The following is a 17,139-nucleotide window of genomic DNA, read 5'->3' as shown; positions in this document are numbered from 1 at the left end:
CCAGCCCTCAGGTCAAAAAACGATCAGCCTAACTTGCGGTTTTTTCGGGCTTTTTCCCAAGGATAACTTCTCAAGTTGCCCCCAATCTCTGTTGGCCCTTCTGTGGATAAGATGTTCGCTATCCGCTGCAAGCCATATAAACCGTGGCTTACGATGGGTTGATCGAAAAATGATCAATTCGACCTTTTGAAACAATCATCTTCACGTAAACCCCGATTTATCAAGTCCTCCAGCGTTTTTCCACAACACCCGCCAAGTTACCCCCGAACTCTGTTGGCGCTTCTGTGGATAAGGTGTTCGCCATCCTCTGTAGTCCAAGTATTCCGTGCTCTTCAGGGTGTTGATCAAAAAATAGACAATCATCGCCGGAAACCCTGCTTCTGGATAAGTCACGGTTTTTCTTCACAAAAGCCCCGCTATTTTTCCGCGTCATCCACAGTTGTCCCCATTTGCTGTGGGTGCCTGTGTGGATAACTTGTTCGCCAATCTCTGCAAGCCCCGGCGGCTATAGTCCAAATGGCAATTGATCAGATTTCATACAGTTCTAAGGGCCTGCCTTGACTTCAAACCGGCCGCTGTCTTCACTGCAATTGCACAAGGATCGCCGTCACTTATCCACATCCGGTTCAGGGAGAACGCGTGATGGATACCCAGCCACATCGCTCATCCCTCAATCCCCGCTTGCTGTCAGCCCAGAAGCCGCGCACGCGCACATTGCGTCGTGCCGCCAATCAGCACGCCCGTCTGTAGCGCCTGAAAACTGCCTTCACCGTTGTACTGCCGCCGGGCGTGCCCGGAGGCCAGATGCCCGTTCGTCCATCGATCGCAGGCAACCGCAGAGTTGCCCCATCTGCCTGAGAGAGGAATCCCCTCATGACACGGATCGCAACCCCCATCAGCGACATCAAGGAACACTACGACGTGATCGTCATCGGCTCCGGATACGGCGGCGGCATTGCCGCGTCGCGCCTGTCCCGGGCCGGAAAACGGGTGTGCCTGCTGGAGCGCGGCCGGGAAATCCAGCCCGGCGAATACCCCAACACCATGATCGCCGCAACCGAGGAGTTGCAGGTGCACGATCCTGACGGCCATATCGGCTCGCGCACCGGGCTGTTCGATCTGCACGTCAACGCGCAGCAAAACGTGGTGGTCGGCTGTGGCCTCGGCGGCACGTCGCTGATCAATGCCAACGTTTCGCTGGAACCGACAGCCGATGTATTCAAGGATCCACGCTGGCCGTTGGCGGTGCGCGAGGACCAGGATGGTTTGCTCAAGGCGGGTTACGAAAAAGCCCGAGAGATGCTCAAACCCAACCCTTACCCGGACACCGCGCCGGATCTGCCCAAGCTCGATGCCAACAAAAAATCCGCGGACTTCCTCCAGCAAAGCGCGCATTTCTACAAGCCGCCGATCAACGTGACCTTCGACAAACTGCCGAACAACCTCAATCACGTCGGTGTCGAGCAACTGCCCTGCAACCACTGCGGCGACTGCGTTTCGGGCTGCAACAACAAAGCCAAGAACACCACGCTGATGAACTATCTGCCGGACGCTACCAATCACGGTGCGGAGATTTTCTGTCAGGCCCAGGTGCGGCATCTGGAGCGCGATGGCGATGGCTGGATCGTGCACTTTCAGTATCTGGACAGTGGCCGCGAGAAGTTCGACGCACCGACGCTGTTCGTGAAGGCCGACATTGTCGTGGTGTCTGCCGGTACCCTGGGCTCCACCGAAATTCTCCTGCGTTCCCGGGACAAGGGCCTGGTGATGTCCGGGCAGCTCGGCGAGAACATGAGCGGCAACGGCGATATTCTCGGCTTCGGCCACAATTGCGCCCAGACCATCAACGGCATCGGTTTCGGCACCCATTCGGCCAAGGAGATGAAACCGGTCGGCCCGTGCATCACGTCGATCATCGACATGCGCACCGAAGGTGACAGAAGCAGCCAGATGGTTATCGAGGAAGGCTCGATCCCGGGCGCTCTTGGGCGGCCGATGGTGCCGGCAATGGCCGGGTTCGCCGAACTGATCGGCGTGGCCACCGACGACAGCTTCAGCGGCAAGGTGAAGTACAAGGAGCGCGAAGCCGAAAGCTTTCTGCGCGGCCCCTACTACGGCGCGCTGCACAACATGCAGACGTACCTGATCATGAGTCACGACAGCGGCCAGGGGCGCATGGTCCTCGACGACAAGGATCAATTGCGCATCGACTGGCCGGGCGTTGGCGAACAGGAAAACTTCAGGATCGGCAATGAGCGGCTGCACCAGAGTACCAAGGCACTGGGCGGGATCTGGGTCGAGAACCCGATCTGGACCAAACTGCTCAGGCACAGCATCGTCTCGGTGCATCCGCTGGGCGGTTGCGTGATGGGCGAAGACGCTACGCAAGGTGTGGTCAACCACAAGGGCCAGGTGTTCAGCGGTGCCAGCGGCACCGATGTCTACGCCAACCTGTACGTGACCGACGGTGCGGTGATTCCGACTTCATTGGCGGTCAACCCGCTGCTGACCATCTCCGCCGTCAGCGAACGCAACATGGGACTGCTGGCCGCCGACCGTGGCTGGAAGATCGATTACACACTGCCTTCGGCGCCGCGCAAACAACCGGTGCCACCGACGCTCGGCGTGCAGTTCACCGAGACCATGAAAGGCTACTTCTCCCGGGCCTTCACCGCTGCGCAGAGCACGGATCTGAAGGTCTACGAGGCGGCGGCCAAACGCGGCGAAGCGGACAATTCGCCGATCGACTTCACCCTGACCATCACCGCCAGCGACCTCAACCGGATGATCAAGGAGCCGGAGCATGCGGCAACCATCGTCGGCACGGTGAACGCGCCGGCGCTGTCGCCGCAGCCGCTGACTGCAAGCAACGGCGTGTTCAACCTGTTCGAGCAATTCGAGCAACAGGTCGACACGCGCCACATGAAATACGACATGAAACTGACCGCCGAGGACGGCAACGACTATTTCTTCAGCGCGTTCAAAACCGTGCCGGAAGACAACGGCGTGCTGAATATCTGGCACGACACCAGCACGCTGTACGTGACCTTGTATCGCGGTCCGGACAAGTCCGGCGAGGTGATCGGCTCGGGTGTGATGCACATCAAACCGGCGGATTTCGCCAAGCAGATGACCACCATGAAAGTGCTCAATGCGCGCAACGAGCGTGAGCGCATCGAAGGGCTGGCGCGGTTCGGCAAGTTCTTCGCCGGGATCCTCTGGGAGAGTTACGGCGGGGTGTTCGCCGGCGACAAATACTTCAACCCCGACGCACCGCCACGCTTGAAACGGCCGCTGGATGCGCCGACGCCGGATGTGCATTTCTTCCCCACCGAGGACGGGGTGGAACTGCGCCTGAGCCGCTATCAGGCCGGCAGCAAAGGGCCGGTGATGTTGGTGCACGGATTGGGTGTGGGCTCGAATATCTTCTCGACCGATACGATCCAGACCAACCTGCTGGAGTTTCTCTGCAAGCACGACTACGACGTGTGGCTGCTGGACTTCCGGGTGAGCATCCTGCTGCCGGCGAGCAAGAAGGAATGGAACGGCGACCAGATCGCCCGGTACGACTTCAAGGCCGCCATCGCACAGATCCAGCAGAAGACCGGCGCGAAGGACGTGCAATGCGTGGTGCATTGCTACGGCGCGACCACGTTCTTCATGTCGTTGCTGGCCGGGTTGCAGGGCGTGCGTTCGGTGGTCTGCTCGCAGATCGCCGCCGACACGGTGGTCGCGACAGCAACAGGGCTCAAGGCCGGCCTGCACTTGCCGGGGATGCTCGACGCCATCGGCATCAAATCGATGACGGCGTATGCCGACAGCAAGGAGAACTGGTTCAACCGCCTCTACGACAAGGCACTCAACGGCTACGCACGGATCGAAGCCCAGGGTTACTGCACCAACCCGGTGTGCCACCGCATCACCTTCATGTACGCCTCGCTGTATCGCCACGACACCCTCAACGAGACGCTGCACGACAACCTGCATGAACTGTTCGGCGAGTCGAACATCGAGACCTTCGAGCACCTGGCGCTGATCGTGCGCAAAGGGCACCTGGTGGATTTCAAGGGCAACGATGTGTACATGCCGCACTTCGACCGGCTGACCATGCCGATCTGCTTCATCAGCGGTGCGGAAAATCAGTGCTACCTGCCGGAAAGCACGCTCAAGACCTATCAGCGGGTCTGCGAGAAACACGGACCGGAGCGTTACAGCCGGCATGTGGTGCCGGGTTACGGCCACATCGACTGCATGTTCGGCAAGAACGCGGTGGTCGATGTGTATCCGATCATCCTTGAGCACCTGGAGAAAACCGCCCTCGGTTGATCTCGGACCGAGTCGACTGCATCGCTGGCAAGCCAGCTCCCACAGGGTTTTGTGCCGGTCACAAAATCAGCAGACACCCCAGTCCAATGTGGGAGCGGGCTTGCCCGCGAAGGCGACAGGTCAGGCACTACATCTCTCGGGTTGCACAAGGAAATGGATGACATGGACAGCTACATCCGCTGGTTTCAACGCTTCATCTGGCTCGGCATTGCGATGAACATGGTGTTCGCGATCCCGGCGCTGTTCGCGCCGGGGTTGCTGACATCGGTGGTCGGCCTGCCGCCACAACTCTCCGACCCGTGGCTGGAAAACGCCGGAATGCTGCTGGTGGGTATCAGCGTGTTCTATATGCCGTCGGGCTTCAACGCGCCGCGCTACGTGGTGCATTCCTGGCTGTGCGTACTGACGCGGCTGATCGCCGTGGCGTTCTGGATCTACCTGATCGACACCAGCAGTCAGGGCTCGGTGTTCGTGCCGATGTTGATGGGTGACCTGAGCTTTTTCCTGATCCTCGGGATTCTGCTGTACCTCGGTACCACTCCTGAGAATCGACCCCTGGCGCTGCTCTGTGACGGCTGGCGTGAATGGCGGGCGGCGTGGGCGCGGCACTGGCAGAACCACGCATTCAAGGTCGGCACGCTGGTGGTGGTCGCGCTGCTGGCATTCATCGGCTACCAGACCTGGTATCAAATGCTGCGGGTGGTGCCGGAGCAGGAGTATGCCTCTGACGAAGATCACTACAAGTACGCCGCGATCGGCCTCGGCATCGAAGCACGAATCCCGTATTACCTGTTTTCCGTGCTGCCGCAGATGTGCCCGGAAAAACTGCCGAAACCTGGCGGCTGGGAAGTCTTCGGCTTTCTGTTCGAGAACGGCAAGGACCTGCCGATCGGTATGGCCAAGCGGCAGATCGGTTACCCGACGGTGGAGCCGAACTGCGCGCTGTGCCACACCGGCTCGTACCGGGCCAATGCCAGCGACGTGGCGGTCAATGTGCCGAGCGCACCGGCCAATACCCTGCAACTGCAAGCCTTCCAGTGGTTCGCCTACGATTGCGCCAGCGACCCTAAATTCACCACCGACGCGGTGATGGCGGCGATCAACGGCAAGTTCCAGCTCGGCTTTTTCGAGCGGCTCTATAACCGCTACCTGATCATCCCGATGGCCAAGACTGCGCTGCTCAAACAGAAGCAGGCCTATGCCTGGCAGAAACTGCGCCCGCCGCAGGGGCCGGGGCGTACCGACACGTTCAACCCGACGAAAATGGTGGTGTTCGGCTTCCCGGATGACTCGACCATCGGCACCGTCGACCTGCCGCAAGTGTGGAACCAGAAACCCCGGGAATCGATGTACCTGCACTGGGACGGCAATAACAACAAGATCCACGAGCGCAACTACGCCGCCGCCATGGCGGTGGGGGCGACGCCGGAATCGGTGCTGCCGCCGAGCTTCAACCGCGTGACCAACTGGCTGCTCGGGCACAAGGCTCCGGCCTGGCCGTGGGCACTGGATCAGGCCAAAGTCGCCCGGGGCAAACCGATCTGGGAAGCCAATTGCGCCGGTTGCCACGACTTCGGGCGTGCCGACACCGGGCAGGTCACCACCAACATCGACCAGCTCGGCACCGATCCGCATCGTCTGGATTCGTTCACCACCGGGTTGGTGGCGGCGTTCCACACCTTCAAGAAACCGCCGTTCGATTTCGGCGCTTACCGCAAGACCCAGAGCTACAGCAACACGCCCACCGACGGCATCTGGCTGCGCGCACCGTATCTGCACAACGGTTCGGTGCCGACCCTGTGGGACCTGCTGCAACCACCGGAAAAACGTCCGCAGGTGTTCATCACCGGCTCCGATATCTACGACCCGGTCAACGTCGGTTTCGTCACCAGCGGCGCCCAGGCGAAAGCCTCGGCGGACTTCAAGTACGACACCCGCCTGGAGGGCAATCACAACAGCGGTCACCTGTATGGCACGACGCTGTCGGACGACGACAAACGTGCGCTGATCGAATTCATGAAAACCCTGTGAACCCCTACGGATAGAGGATTACGCCATGTCAGCGGTCGGTCATCTGAAACACGAGTACGACAAGGTCAAGGTTCGTCTGCACGGTTTGCTCACGCGCATCGAAATGGCCTGGATGAAGCTCATCAGCGAACTGGAACCCGAAGAGTTCCAGGCCATCATCAAGCTGCTGCAGCGCGGTCACGATCAGGCGCAGTACGTGCTGAAAAACGGCGAGTTGCCGGCCGATGAACCCGCGGTGCCCTGGGAGTTGTCCCACGGTTTGTCGATTCTGCGTATCGGCAATGCGACGCCGTTGCCGCAATCGCCCGATCAACTGCAGACCCGGGTGCTCAAGGACGGCACGCTGCTGGGCTGTCGCAAATGGGAGCTGCTGGATCTGTTGTGGAGCGAAGCGCTGCTCAAATGGATCGAAAACCTGCGGCACCACGCCACCTTCGGCACCGATCCGGCCATGGTGACCATGGGGCGTGAAGTGACGCTGGCGATTGCCGGCGACTGGGGCACCGGGCCGTTCAACAGCCATGCGCCAGCGGTTTCAGTCGCCAACCAGATGCAACTGGCCAACGCCGACTTCACCATTCACCTGGGGGATGTCTATTACGCCGGTACCCATTCCCAGGAAGACACCGACATGTCCGGTTGGCCGATGGGCACCCACGGCTCGTTCACCCTCAATTCCAACCATGAGATGTACAGCGGCGCCCACGGTTATTTCAAGGAACTGGCCGCGCGTTTTCCGGGACAGCAGGGCACCAGCTACTTTGCCTTGATCAACGATGACTGGCTGATCGTCGGGCTGGACACGGCGTATGCCTCGGACGTGATGAACCTGTACATGGACGGCACGTTGAACGAGCCGCAGATCGCCTGGATGAAGGGCTTGCCCAAACGCAAGAAACTCATGGTGCTCAGCCATCATCAGGGCCTCGATATTACCGGGCACAACAAGACCGCCCTGTATCAACCCGTGTGCGATGCACTGGGGCGCGAGCCGGATTACTGGTACTGGGGGCATCTGCACAACGGCATCGTCTATGCCACCCAGGGCGGGTTGCATGCGCGCTGCGCCGGACACGGCGCAATTCCCTATGGCACCACCAGCGAGCTGAACGGGCATTCGCGGATACTGTTTTCCGAGACGCAGGATGCGAAGGATCCGGACTATCCGCTGCGGGTGTTGAACGGGTACGCGAAGATCAGGTTGGTGGGGGAAGAGATTTTCGAGGAGTTTATCGGGGAAGATGGATCGGTGAGGTGGTCATCGCAATGAGGCGGTGTCTGTAAGGACGCCATCGCGGGCAAGCCCGCTCCCACAGTGGAACGCGTTTCCCTGTGGTCGCGGGCTTGGTCCGGGCGGCGATCGGACGAAGCTTTTTGATTTTAGCCCTGAACCGGAACACCCTTGAGGTACGGCGCAGGCTCGGCCCCCAGGTTGCTCAGCATCCGCTCGCTGTACCAGTCGACGAAGTTGACCACGCCAAACTCATAGGTCTTGGAGTATGGCCCGGGCTGGTACGCGGTGGAGTTGATCCCGCGCTGGTTTTCTTCGGCCAGGCGACGGTCCTGGTCGTTGGTCGCATCCCACACCTTGCGCATGCGCTCGACGTCGTAGTCCACGCCTTCCACGGCATCCTTGTGCACGATCCACTTGGTGGTGACCATGGTTTCCTGAGCACTGATCGGCCACACGGTGAACACGATGATGTGGTCGCCCATGCAGTGGTTCCACGAGTGCGGCAGGTGCAGGATGCGCATCGAGCCCAGATCCGGGTTCTTGATCCGGCCCATCAGTTTGGCGCAGCCCTGTTTACCGTCCATGGTCATCGACACGGTGCCCTTGAGCAGCGGCATGCGCACGATGCGGTTGCGCAGACCGAAACTGGCGTGGGCATAAGGGATTTTCTCGGCTTCCCAGGCAGCAGCAGAGGCGGCGACGTGATCCTTGAACGCCTGGTCGGCGCGCGGGTCGGTAACGTCGTCCCACTCCAGCAGGGTTTTCAGCAACTCCGGGTGCGAACCGTTGCAGTGGTAGCACTCGCGGTTGTTTTCCAGCACCAGTTTCCAGTTGGCCTTTTCCATCAAGGTGGTTTGCACCGCCACCTTGGTGTTCTCCATGTCGTAGGGTTCCATGTAGTGGTTCAGGGTCGACAGGAAGTCATCGATGGCTGGCGGGTTTTCCGCCAGGCTGACGAAGATGTAGCCGCCGGCGGTCTTCACGTTCACCGGTTTGAGGCCGTACTGATTCATGTCGAAATCGGCGCCCATCTCGGTACCGGCGAACAGCAGGCGGCCGTCCAGTTCATAGGTCCACTGGTGGTAGTGGCAGACCAGTTTGGCGACCTTGCCCTTGTCGCTGGTGCACAGGCGCGAGCCACGGTGACGGCAGACGTTGTGGAAGGCATGCACCACGCCTTCGGCGCCGCGAATGACGATGATCGGGTTCTTGCCGATCTGCAGGGTCAGGTAGTTGCCCTTGGCCGGGATTTCGCAGGTCATGCCGGCGATCAACCATTCCTTCTGGAAGATCTCCTGCATGTCGATATCGAACAGGCGCTCGTCACTGTAGAACGGTTGCGGCAGCGAGAAGGTGCGTTCGCGCTCCTGCAGCATTTGTGCGGTGGCCTTGCGTGCGGGTTCCAGCGGGTCGCCCAGGCTGATTTTTGCGGTGTCCATCGATGAATTCCTCAAGGCCATCTGCGTGGCCGCGAAAGTGGCTGATCAGGGTTGCAGCGCAAGGTGTAAAGAAACCGTTTGTGTTGGGGCGAGTGTGGGGCCGGCGCAGGCGCGAACCTTATCCATGGGCGACATGGTGCAATCTGTTCCCGACGCGCAACCCCCGGTGCCTGAAGGCTGGTCGCGATAAGTATGTGAATGTCGCGGATAGGTAAACGGGGCGTTCAAGCTATACGCAGAATCGCCACATGAAGGCCGACAGTCGGCCGTGGAGAACAGCATGTCGAACAGCTTCCTGAATCCGGTCACCACCCAGACCTGGGCCAATGGCCGACACATCGTCCGTTGCGTCAAAGTCATCCAGGAAACCTGGGATGTGCGCACCTTCTGCTTCATGGCCGACCAGCCGATCCTGTTCTTCTTCAAGCCCGGGCAGTTCGTCACCCTGGAGCTGGAAATCGAAGGCCAGCCGATCATGCGCTCGTACACCATCTCCAGTTCGCCGTCGGTGCCCTACAGCTTTTCGGTCACCATCAAGCGGGTGCCGGGAGGCAAGGTGTCCAACTGGCTGCACGACACGTTGCACGAAGGCCAGGAACTGGCGGTGCACGGCCCGGTCGGGCTGTTCAACGCCATCGATTTCCCGAGCCCGAAAGTGCTGTACCTCAGCGGTGGCGTCGGCATCACTCCGGTGATGTCCATGGCGCGCTGGTTCTACGACACCAACGGCAACGTCGACATGACGTTCATCCACAGCGCCCGCTCGCCCAAAGACATCATTTACCACCGCGAGCTGGAACACATGGCGTCGCGGATCGACAACTTCAGCCTGCACCTGATCTGCGAGAAACACGGCCTGGGCGAACCGTGGGCCGGGTATCGCGGTTACCTGAATCACAAGATGCTGGAACTGATGGTGCCGGACTTCCTGGAACGCGAAGTGTTCTGCTGCGGCCCGACGCCTTACATGAACGCGGTCAAACGCCTGCTGGAAAACGCCGGCTACGACATGAAGCGCTACCACGAGGAATCCTTCGGCGCCACGCCACCGGAAGCCCGCGCCGACGCAGTGGAACAGGCCGAACAGGCCGCCGAAGCACCGGAAATCCCGGCGGCGGATCTGCATCTGGTGGAATTCACCTCATCGGACAAGAGCATCCGCGTGGCCCCGGGCGAGACCGTGCATGCGGCGGCGGCCAAGGTCGGCCTGATGATCCCGAAAGCCTGCGGCATGGGGATCTGCGGGACCTGCAAGGTACTCAAGCTCGGTGGCGAAGTGGAGATGGATCACAACGGCGGGATTACCGAGGACGACGAGGCCGAGGGGTACATTCTTTCTTGCTGCAGTGTGCCGAAGGGGGATGTTCGGATCGAATATTGAATTCAGTTTGCAGGCTTGGGGGCGGTCTCTCATAGGGGAGATCGTATGAAGTCATCAGTTGCTGTTTTAAATAAATTCTAATGCGGCGAGAAGTCCAAAGAGCAAAAAAGTCAAGCCGGAAATTCTCTGATATTTATATAGTGTAAGTAGCGTGCGTTTGAAGTCTGGCGGAAAATTTTTAATATCTTTTGCGCTCAGTTTCCCTTGATAAAGGTAGATTTCTGGGCGTTTCAGGAAGCTAAAAATTTCCCCCATCATGTAGATCCGCCCCCGCACGCCTCCATGCCATAGCATCATAAGGCCTCCGGCGATCGAACTGTTTTGAAGGCTGTTCATTATTAGTTCTATTTTTGTTTTTGCGATATATAAAACGATGCAGTTAATTATTATGAGTGCGGCGAAGTTTATGATGTTTAGAATGATAAAAGCATCTCTTGCAGCTTCATAACTCATCGGGTTTTCTCGTAAATCAATTCACCGGCGATTTCGCCGCCTTTTTCGCCCATATAGCCGACCGTAAAGGATCCGGCTCCCGCAACCAGTACTCCACACAGTACCCCGGCGATTCCTGCGGTCGATACCCCGAGTGCTACGCAAATGGTGGAGGCCGTGCCTGCACCTACAGCAGAACCGAAAGCTCCACCCAGAAAACTGCCGGTTTCGGTGAATTTAATCTTTTCGCACGCCTCGGCGCTCCCGTTTGTGCAGACATCCCGAACCTTCATTGCCGAAGCTCCGCCACCCACGGCTGTACCAATCCATCCTCCATATTTCACGTATTGCGAGGCTTTCACCACGCCTTGAATGTGACTGGCGTATCCGGGTGCCTGGCCGATGCCGCCAGCCTTCCTCCAGCGGTGCACCAGGTGCGGATGCTCGATCCCTAGAGCGATCTTGAGGTTTGGGTGATCAGGGAGGCCAATGACTTTCTTCGTCAATCCAGTGAGTTGTCCGTCCAGCCGTTGAAGTAATTCGGCGCGCCGCTTTTTGAATGCCTTTGAATTCAGGCTGCCATTGGCCTTCATAGTGTTGTTATGCAAAGCCTCAATGTCGTTCAAGGCGGCTTTTATGCCGTCCAGATGATTAGCCGCCATGGCAGTCCCGACCCCAATAACTTTCGAGCCATCTGAAAGCGTCCTTCTGATGACCTCATAGTGCTGAGCAAAAAAGTCCGCCTCTTCCAGCGTCAACGGCGCCAGCGCCATGCTGACGATGTGCGCGGTTTCCATCAGCAGTGATTCTTCATAGGTGCATTGCTGATTGTCCGGGTCGCTCAGGACAATCAGCGTTCCGGCTTTCACCATGGCTTCCAGCGGATTGAGGCTTTTGAATCTGGCGATGACATTCGGGTTGGGCGACGGAAACAGTTGCGCCTGGAGTTTCTCGGCGGGCAGGCTTTTCGGCACGATGTAGAAGCCTGGCTCCTCCGGTGCCGGCAATTCCTGGGGCCAGTGTTCGCGGGGGAAAAATCGCAAGTCGTTGACCGGATGCGCAGATGAGAGCGGGGCTGAGTTCAGGCGCGTCACTTTCAGGTTTTGCTGGTGAACGGCCCGCAGTAAACGGTGCGGGTCGGGCTTCGCTGCGGCCTGTGGAAGCATCGACAAGCGTGGTGTCCTGGCCGCGCCGGTGAGCGTACCGTGCCTGTTTTGCTGCAGGGTTCGGGACTGGTTCAACAGGTTTCGTTGTTCCTGCGCAAGGGCATTGATCCCTTGCTGCGGCGTCAGGCGTCCGACCGCTACCTCTTCGGTAATTCGCTTGGCGAAGTACGCGACTTGTTGATGGAACTGCACCCGTGCAATGCCATACGCCAGATGACGGTTTCCGATGGTCAGTGCCTGTCCAAGAAGGTTGCCGGCGGCGTCCTGCACATCGCACAGATCATGCTGCCGTGAACTCAACCCGCTTCGCCCCACGAGGTATAGCCGGTGGTGCCTGCAATGTGGTGTACCCAACTGATGCCGCGGTAACGAATGGCCAGTTGTTCTTGAGGCTGGGCATCGTTTTGCAGGATCACGTGGGGCACCTCCTGCGACAGTTCAGCGAGAACCGCCCCGTCGAGGGTGATCGAATAGAATTTCTCCTGCTGCCCCTGGGGCGAAGTGCGGTAGAGGCTGATCGTGCAGTCCAGCTCTTCGCTGTTCGAATGCGCCTGAGCCAGCAATGGGGAAGATTTGTCGACCGCTTTGGTGATGATGACCGGCCGGTGGACGGGTTTGCCGAGGTTGGCGTCGCGGCGAATTTCATGGCTCAGGGCGAACACCATGATTTCATCGGTATGGGCCGTCTGGTATTTGTTGCCGACCGATTCCGGCGTCGAACATCCGGCTGAAATAAGGCCTTGGGTCTTGCCGGTGATGGTCATGTAGGCAGGGTTCGCCATAGTCTGCACTCCTCGAAAATGGAGTCGGCAGTCTATGGCGAGGCTTGTTTGGTTTATGTAGGCCTTGGTGTAGGTCGTTTCTGAAAATGCTCAGTCGATAAACAGGTCTGTCATCAACTTCGCATCACTCCCCGGTTCAAAGCGGTAATGATCGAACTCGGTCACGCCGCTTTCCCGCAAGATTTCTTCATCAATCAACAACCGACCGGTAATCTGCCGGCCGCTGCTGTTCAGAATCACATGTGCCGCGTCCGCCATGATCGCCGGCGTGCGCGCATGCTTGAACGACTCGCGATTGCCCAGCTGAAACTCGATCGCCGCCGTGGCGATCATGGTCTGCGGCCACAGCGAATTGACGCTGATTCCGTAATTGGCGAATTCCTCGCTCATGCCCACCGTCAGCATGCTCATGCCGTACTTGGTCACGGTGTAGGGGCTGTATTGGGCGAACCATTTGCTGGCCATGTTCAGCGGCGGTGACAGGTTGAGAATGTGTCCAGAGGATTTCTTCAAATAGGGCAACGCCGCCTGGCTGCACAGCAACACCGCACGGGTGTTGATCTGATGCATCAGGTCGAAACGCTTGAGTTCGATGTGCTGCACACCGGTCAACTTGATCGCCCCGGCGTTGTTCACCAGTGCATCGATCCCGCCGAAATGCTCGTTGGCCCGGGCCAGTGCCAGACACACCGCCTCTTCATCGCGAACATCCAGTTGCAGCGCAAGCGCCTTGCCACCGGCCGCTTCAACTTCCGCAGCGACGCTATGAATGGTGCCGGGCAGCTTGGCGTGGGGTTCGGCGCTCTTGGCGGCGATCACGATGTTGGCCCCGTCCCGCGCAGCCCGCAGCGCAATCTCGCGCCCGATGCCACGGCTGGCGCCAGTGATGAACAAGGTTTTGCCTTTTAGCGACATGCGCAAGCTCCTGCTTGTTGTTATGTGAGCGAAGGCTCGACAGACAATGTAGACGATGGAGCTGAAGCGGGAAGGAGAGGCAGGCTGTGGCGGGGAGCAGGCCCCCGCGCCACAGGGAGGCGATCAGGCCGACATGACTTCACGAATGTCGCGGGCCAGTTCGCGTACGCGTTCTTCTTCGGTGTCCCACGAGCACATGAAGCGTGCGCCGCCCTTGCCGATGAAGGTGTAGAAGCGCCAGCCGCGTGCGGTCAGGGCGGCGATGGCCGGTTCCGAGAGTTGCAGGAACACGCCGTTGGCCTGGACCGGGAACATCAGCTCCACGCCCGGAATGTCGCTGACCAGTTCCGCCAGCAGTTGCGCGCAGTGGTTGGCGTGGCGGGCGTATTTGAGCCAGGCGTCGTTTTCCAGAATGCCGACCCACGGGGCCGACAGGAAGCGCATCTTTGACGCAAGCTGCCCGGCCTGTTTGCAGCGGTAGTCGAAGTCTTCCGCCAGTTTGTGGTTGAAGAACAGGATTGCCTCACCCACCGCCATGCCGTTTTTCGTGCCGCCAAAGCACAGCACATCGACACCGGCCTTCCAGGTCAGGTCCGCCGGCGAGCAGCCGAGGAATGCACAGGCGTTGGAGAATCGCGCGCCGTCCATGTGCAGGTTCAGGCCCAGTTCCTTGCAGGTGTCGCTGATGGCGCGGACTTCTTCCGGGGTGTAGACGCTGCCGACTTCGGTGGCCTGGGTCAGGGTCACGACGCGGGGTTTGGGGTAGTGGATGTCCTGACGCTTGAGGGCGACTTCGAGGATCGAGGCCGGGGTGATCTTGCCGTTCTCGGTACCGGCGATCAGCAGTTTCGAGCCGTTGGAGAAGAACTCCGGCGCGCCGCATTCGTCGGTTTCGACGTGGGCGGTTTCCGAGCAGATCACGCTGTGGTAACTCTGGCACAGCGACGACAGGGCCAGGGAGTTGGCGGCGGTGCCGTTGAAGGCGAAGAACACTTCGCAGTCGGTCTCGAACAGCTTGCGGAAATAATCGGAGGCGCGTGCTGTCCATTCATCGTCGCCATAGGCGCGCTGGTGGCCGTGGTTGGCCTGTTCCATGGCAGCCCAGGCTTCAGGGCAGATACCGGAGTAGTTGTCGCTGGCGAATTGTTGGCTCTTGTCGGTCATGGCCGGCTTCCGTGATCGAGGCGCTTGTGGCGCTTCGTTGGTCAATGATGGTGCGCACTTTACCGAAGATCATCCGGGGAGCACACGGGATGTCGCTGTCAGAACTTTACAAGGATGCGAGCCGATTATGCACCTGAGCCGGCGCGACGGCGCACTCGATCTGCTCAAGTGGCTGGCGCTGCTGAGCATGCTGCTCGATCACCTGCGATATGTCGGGATCAGCGCCGATTGGCTGTATGTACCGGGGCGGCTGGCGTTTCCGTGGTTCTGCCTGGCGATGGCGGCTAACCTGGCCCGTGTCGGCGCCGTCAGGACCGAATGGCGCTATCTGTGCCGCTTGCTGCTGTTCAGTCTGCTCAGCGAGATTCCCTACCGTTTGTACGTCCCCGATCCCGACACCTTGAACGTGATGCCCACGCTGGCGCTGGGCCTGCTGGTAGCGCGGGGCTGGCAGGATCGGGCGCCGCTTTCACGGCTGCTGGGCGTCGGCGCCTTGCTGGTGGCGGGTTTCTTCCCGCAGTGGCTGATGTTCGGTCTGTTCGGTGTTCTGTTGCCGCTGGCGCTGCTGCTGGTGTTTCGTCGGCACTGGGCCTTTGGCCTGTTGCCGGGTCTTGTGTGTCTGGCGGCGAATCAGTGGCAGGTGCTCTTCGAATCCGCGCAGTCCGGCAATCGTGTGGCGACCCTGGGCATTGCGGCCTGCCTGATCGCGCCGCTGTGCGGAATGTTCCTGTTGCGACATGCCACTTTCCTCCGCGCGCCACCCCTGCGTCGCTGGGCGTATGCGCTCTATCCCGCGCATTTCCTTGTGCTCCTGGCCTTGCGTCAGCTCTTTGTTTGAGTCCGTCGTTGTCGCCATGTCGTAAACGCACCTTTGCGTGGCGTCCGTAGGCATTTGAGCTGCCTGCGCCGGCCATACCATCGGCATCAAAGGGCACTGCCATCATTGCCAGTGCCTTACCGAGACGAATGGCGCACAGATGCCGCTGGGAGAGACGCGATGTTCAGCAAGCAAGACCGGATCCAGGGTTACGACGATGCACTGCTGGCGGCGATGAATGCCGAGGAGCAACGTCAGGAAGATCACATCGAGCTGATCGCGTCGGAGAACTACACCAGCAAACGCGTGATGGAAGCCCAAGGCAGCGGCCTGACCAACAAGTACGCCGAAGGTTATCCGGGCAAGCGCTATTACGGTGGCTGCGAGCACGTCGACAAGGTTGAAGCGCTGGCCATCGAGCGCGCCAAGCAACTGTTCGGCGCCGATTACGCCAACGTCCAGCCGCACTCCGGCTCCTCGGCCAACAGCGCCGTGTACCTGGCCCTGCTGCAGGCGGGCGACACCATTCTCGGCATGAGCCTGGCCCACGGCGGTCACCTGACTCACGGCGCCAAGGTGTCGTCCTCGGGCAAGCTGTACAACGCCGTGCAGTACGGCATTGACACCAGCACCGGTCTGATCGATTACGACGAAGTCGAGCGTCTGGCCGTCGAGCACAAACCGAAGATGATCGTCGCCGGTTTCTCGGCCTACTCGAAAACCCTCGACTTCCCGCGCTTCCGTCAGATCGCCGACAAGGTCGGTGCGCTGCTGTTCGTCGACATGGCCCATGTCGCCGGTCTGGTGGCCGCCGGTCTGTACCCGAACCCGCTGCCGTACGCCGACGTGGTCACCACCACCACCCACAAGACCCTGCGCGGTCCCCGTGGCGGCCTGATCCTGGCCAAGGCCAACGAAGAAATCGAGAAGAAGCTCAACGCGGCGGTCTTCCCCGGCGCCCAGGGTGGCCCGCTGATGCACGTCATCGCCGCCAAGGCCGTGTGCTTCAAGGAAGCGCTGGAGCCAGGCTTCAAGGCCTATCAGCGACAAGTGATCGACAACGCCCAGGCGATGGCGAGCGTCTTTATCAAACGTGGCTACGATGTAGTGTCCGGCGGCACCGACAACCACCTGTTCCTGGTCAGCCTGATCCGTCAGGGCCTCACCGGCAAGGATGCAGACGCCGCTCTCGGTCGCGCTCACATCACCGTCAACAAGAACGCCGTACCGAACGACCCGCAGTCACCGTTCGTCACTTCCGGCCTGCGCATCGGCACCCCGGCGGTGACCACGCGCGGCTTCAAGGTGGCGCAGTGCGTGACGCTGGCCGGCTGGATCTGCGACATCCTCGACAACCTCGGCGATGCCGATGTCGAGGCCAATGTCGCCCAGCAGGTTGCGGCCCTGTGCGCAGACTTCCCGGTTTATCGCTGAGCGTTCTGGAGTAAATGA

The 17,139-nt window shown here is 60.0% G+C and carries 12 protein-coding genes; 6 read left to right on the top strand and 6 right to left on the bottom strand.

Annotation, left to right across the window (positions count from 1 at the left end; translation table 11 throughout):
• Positions 1–873 precede the first annotated feature (873 nt).
• The 3 genes from NWV16_RS26230 (at position 874) to NWV16_RS26220 (ending at position 7,627) form a co-directional block, all read left to right on the top strand.
• Positions 874–4,326, top strand: a complete 3,453-nt coding sequence (locus tag NWV16_RS26230) for a GMC family oxidoreductase N-terminal domain-containing protein (RefSeq protein WP_260521301.1) — start codon at positions 874–876, stop codon at positions 4,324–4,326.
• Positions 4,327–4,488: 162 nt separating this feature from the next.
• Positions 4,489–6,357 (top strand): hypothetical protein, encoded by a 1,869-nt coding sequence (locus tag NWV16_RS26225; protein WP_260521300.1) that lies wholly within the window; start codon positions 4,489–4,491, stop codon positions 6,355–6,357.
• Positions 6,358–6,382: 25 nt separating this feature from the next.
• Positions 6,383–7,627, top strand: coding sequence for a metallophosphoesterase (locus tag NWV16_RS26220; protein ID WP_260521299.1), 1,245 nt, complete (start codon positions 6,383–6,385; stop codon positions 7,625–7,627).
• Between the two features lie 110 nt (positions 7,628–7,737).
• Here the strand turns inward: NWV16_RS26220 and gbcA are convergent, their stop codons facing one another.
• A complete protein-coding gene (gene gbcA, locus NWV16_RS26215; protein ID WP_065260211.1) occupies positions 7,738–9,030 on the bottom strand; it encodes a glycine-betaine demethylase subunit GbcA in 1,293 nt (430 codons plus the stop codon).
• A gap of 280 nt (positions 9,031–9,310) precedes the next feature.
• On the opposite strand from gbcA, the gene gbcB reads away from it, so the two are divergent.
• Positions 9,311–10,411, top strand: coding sequence for a glycine-betaine demethylase subunit GbcB (gene gbcB / locus NWV16_RS26210; RefSeq protein WP_065260212.1), 1,101 nt, complete (start codon positions 9,311–9,313; stop codon positions 10,409–10,411).
• A 66-nt stretch (positions 10,412–10,477) separates the two neighbouring features.
• On the opposite strand, the gene NWV16_RS26205 is transcribed toward gbcB, so the two are convergent.
• The 5 genes from NWV16_RS26205 to NWV16_RS26185 all read right to left on the bottom strand — a co-directional run bounded on the left by NWV16_RS26205 (position 10,478) and on the right by NWV16_RS26185 (position 14,870).
• Positions 10,478–10,864 carry a hypothetical protein gene (locus tag NWV16_RS26205; protein ID WP_260521298.1) on the bottom strand — a complete coding sequence of 129 codons (387 nt, stop codon included), beginning with the start codon at positions 10,862–10,864 and terminating at the stop codon, positions 10,478–10,480.
• Positions 10,861–12,279 carry a hypothetical protein gene (locus NWV16_RS26200; RefSeq protein WP_260521297.1) on the bottom strand — a complete coding sequence of 473 codons (1,419 nt, stop codon included), beginning with the start codon at positions 12,277–12,279 and terminating at the stop codon, positions 10,861–10,863. Before NWV16_RS26200 ends, NWV16_RS26205 begins: the two co-directional genes overlap by 4 nt.
• A gap of 26 nt (positions 12,280–12,305) precedes the next feature.
• Positions 12,306–12,791, bottom strand: coding sequence for an Hcp family type VI secretion system effector (locus tag NWV16_RS26195; protein ID WP_260521296.1), 486 nt, complete (start codon positions 12,789–12,791; stop codon positions 12,306–12,308).
• Between the two features lie 90 nt (positions 12,792–12,881).
• Positions 12,882–13,706, bottom strand: coding sequence for an NAD(P)-dependent oxidoreductase (locus tag NWV16_RS26190; protein ID WP_260521295.1), 825 nt, complete (start codon positions 13,704–13,706; stop codon positions 12,882–12,884).
• A 123-nt stretch (positions 13,707–13,829) separates the two neighbouring features.
• Positions 13,830–14,870 carry a low specificity L-threonine aldolase gene (locus NWV16_RS26185; protein ID WP_260521294.1) on the bottom strand — a complete coding sequence of 347 codons (1,041 nt, stop codon included), beginning with the start codon at positions 14,868–14,870 and terminating at the stop codon, positions 13,830–13,832.
• 127 nt (positions 14,871–14,997) lie between these two features.
• On the opposite strand from NWV16_RS26185, the gene NWV16_RS26180 reads away from it, so the two are divergent.
• Positions 14,998–15,708: a conjugal transfer protein TraX gene (locus NWV16_RS26180; RefSeq protein ID WP_260521293.1), complete on the top strand. Its 711-nt coding sequence runs from the start codon at positions 14,998–15,000 to the stop codon at positions 15,706–15,708.
• A gap of 159 nt (positions 15,709–15,867) precedes the next feature.
• Positions 15,868–17,121 carry a serine hydroxymethyltransferase gene (gene glyA, locus NWV16_RS26175; RefSeq protein WP_260521292.1) on the top strand — a complete coding sequence of 418 codons (1,254 nt, stop codon included), beginning with the start codon at positions 15,868–15,870 and terminating at the stop codon, positions 17,119–17,121.
• Positions 17,122–17,139 lie beyond the last annotated feature (18 nt).

This window comes from Pseudomonas sp. BW7P1 (genome assembly GCF_024981055.1).
Lineage (GTDB): Bacteria > Pseudomonadota > Gammaproteobacteria > Pseudomonadales > Pseudomonadaceae > Aquipseudomonas > Aquipseudomonas bananamidigenes.
The sequence above is the reverse complement of the archived record's forward strand: the minus strand, read 5'-3'. Positions and strand labels throughout refer to the sequence as shown.

Bases quoted from the DNA above. Each gene is read 5' to 3' on its own strand.
- NWV16_RS26230 (WP_260521301.1), top strand. From the start codon at position 874: ATGACACGGATCGCAACCCCCATCAGCGACATCAAGGAACACTACGAC.
- NWV16_RS26225 (WP_260521300.1), top strand. From the start codon at position 4,489: ATGGACAGCTACATCCGCTGGTTTCAACGCTTCATCTGGCTCGGCATT.
- NWV16_RS26220 (WP_260521299.1), top strand. From the start codon at position 6,383: ATGTCAGCGGTCGGTCATCTGAAACACGAGTACGACAAGGTCAAGGTT.
- gbcA (WP_065260211.1), bottom strand. From the start codon at position 9,030: ATGGACACCGCAAAAATCAGCCTGGGCGACCCGCTGGAACCCGCACGC.
- gbcB (WP_065260212.1), top strand. From the start codon at position 9,311: ATGTCGAACAGCTTCCTGAATCCGGTCACCACCCAGACCTGGGCCAAT.
- NWV16_RS26205 (WP_260521298.1), bottom strand. From the start codon at position 10,864: ATGAGTTATGAAGCTGCAAGAGATGCTTTTATCATTCTAAACATCATA.
- NWV16_RS26195 (WP_260521296.1), bottom strand. From the start codon at position 12,791: ATGGCGAACCCTGCCTACATGACCATCACCGGCAAGACCCAAGGCCTT.
- NWV16_RS26190 (WP_260521295.1), bottom strand. From the start codon at position 13,706: ATGTCGCTAAAAGGCAAAACCTTGTTCATCACTGGCGCCAGCCGTGGC.
- NWV16_RS26185 (WP_260521294.1), bottom strand. From the start codon at position 14,870: ATGACCGACAAGAGCCAACAATTCGCCAGCGACAACTACTCCGGTATC.
- NWV16_RS26180 (WP_260521293.1), top strand. From the start codon at position 14,998: ATGCACCTGAGCCGGCGCGACGGCGCACTCGATCTGCTCAAGTGGCTG.
- glyA (WP_260521292.1), top strand. From the start codon at position 15,868: ATGTTCAGCAAGCAAGACCGGATCCAGGGTTACGACGATGCACTGCTG.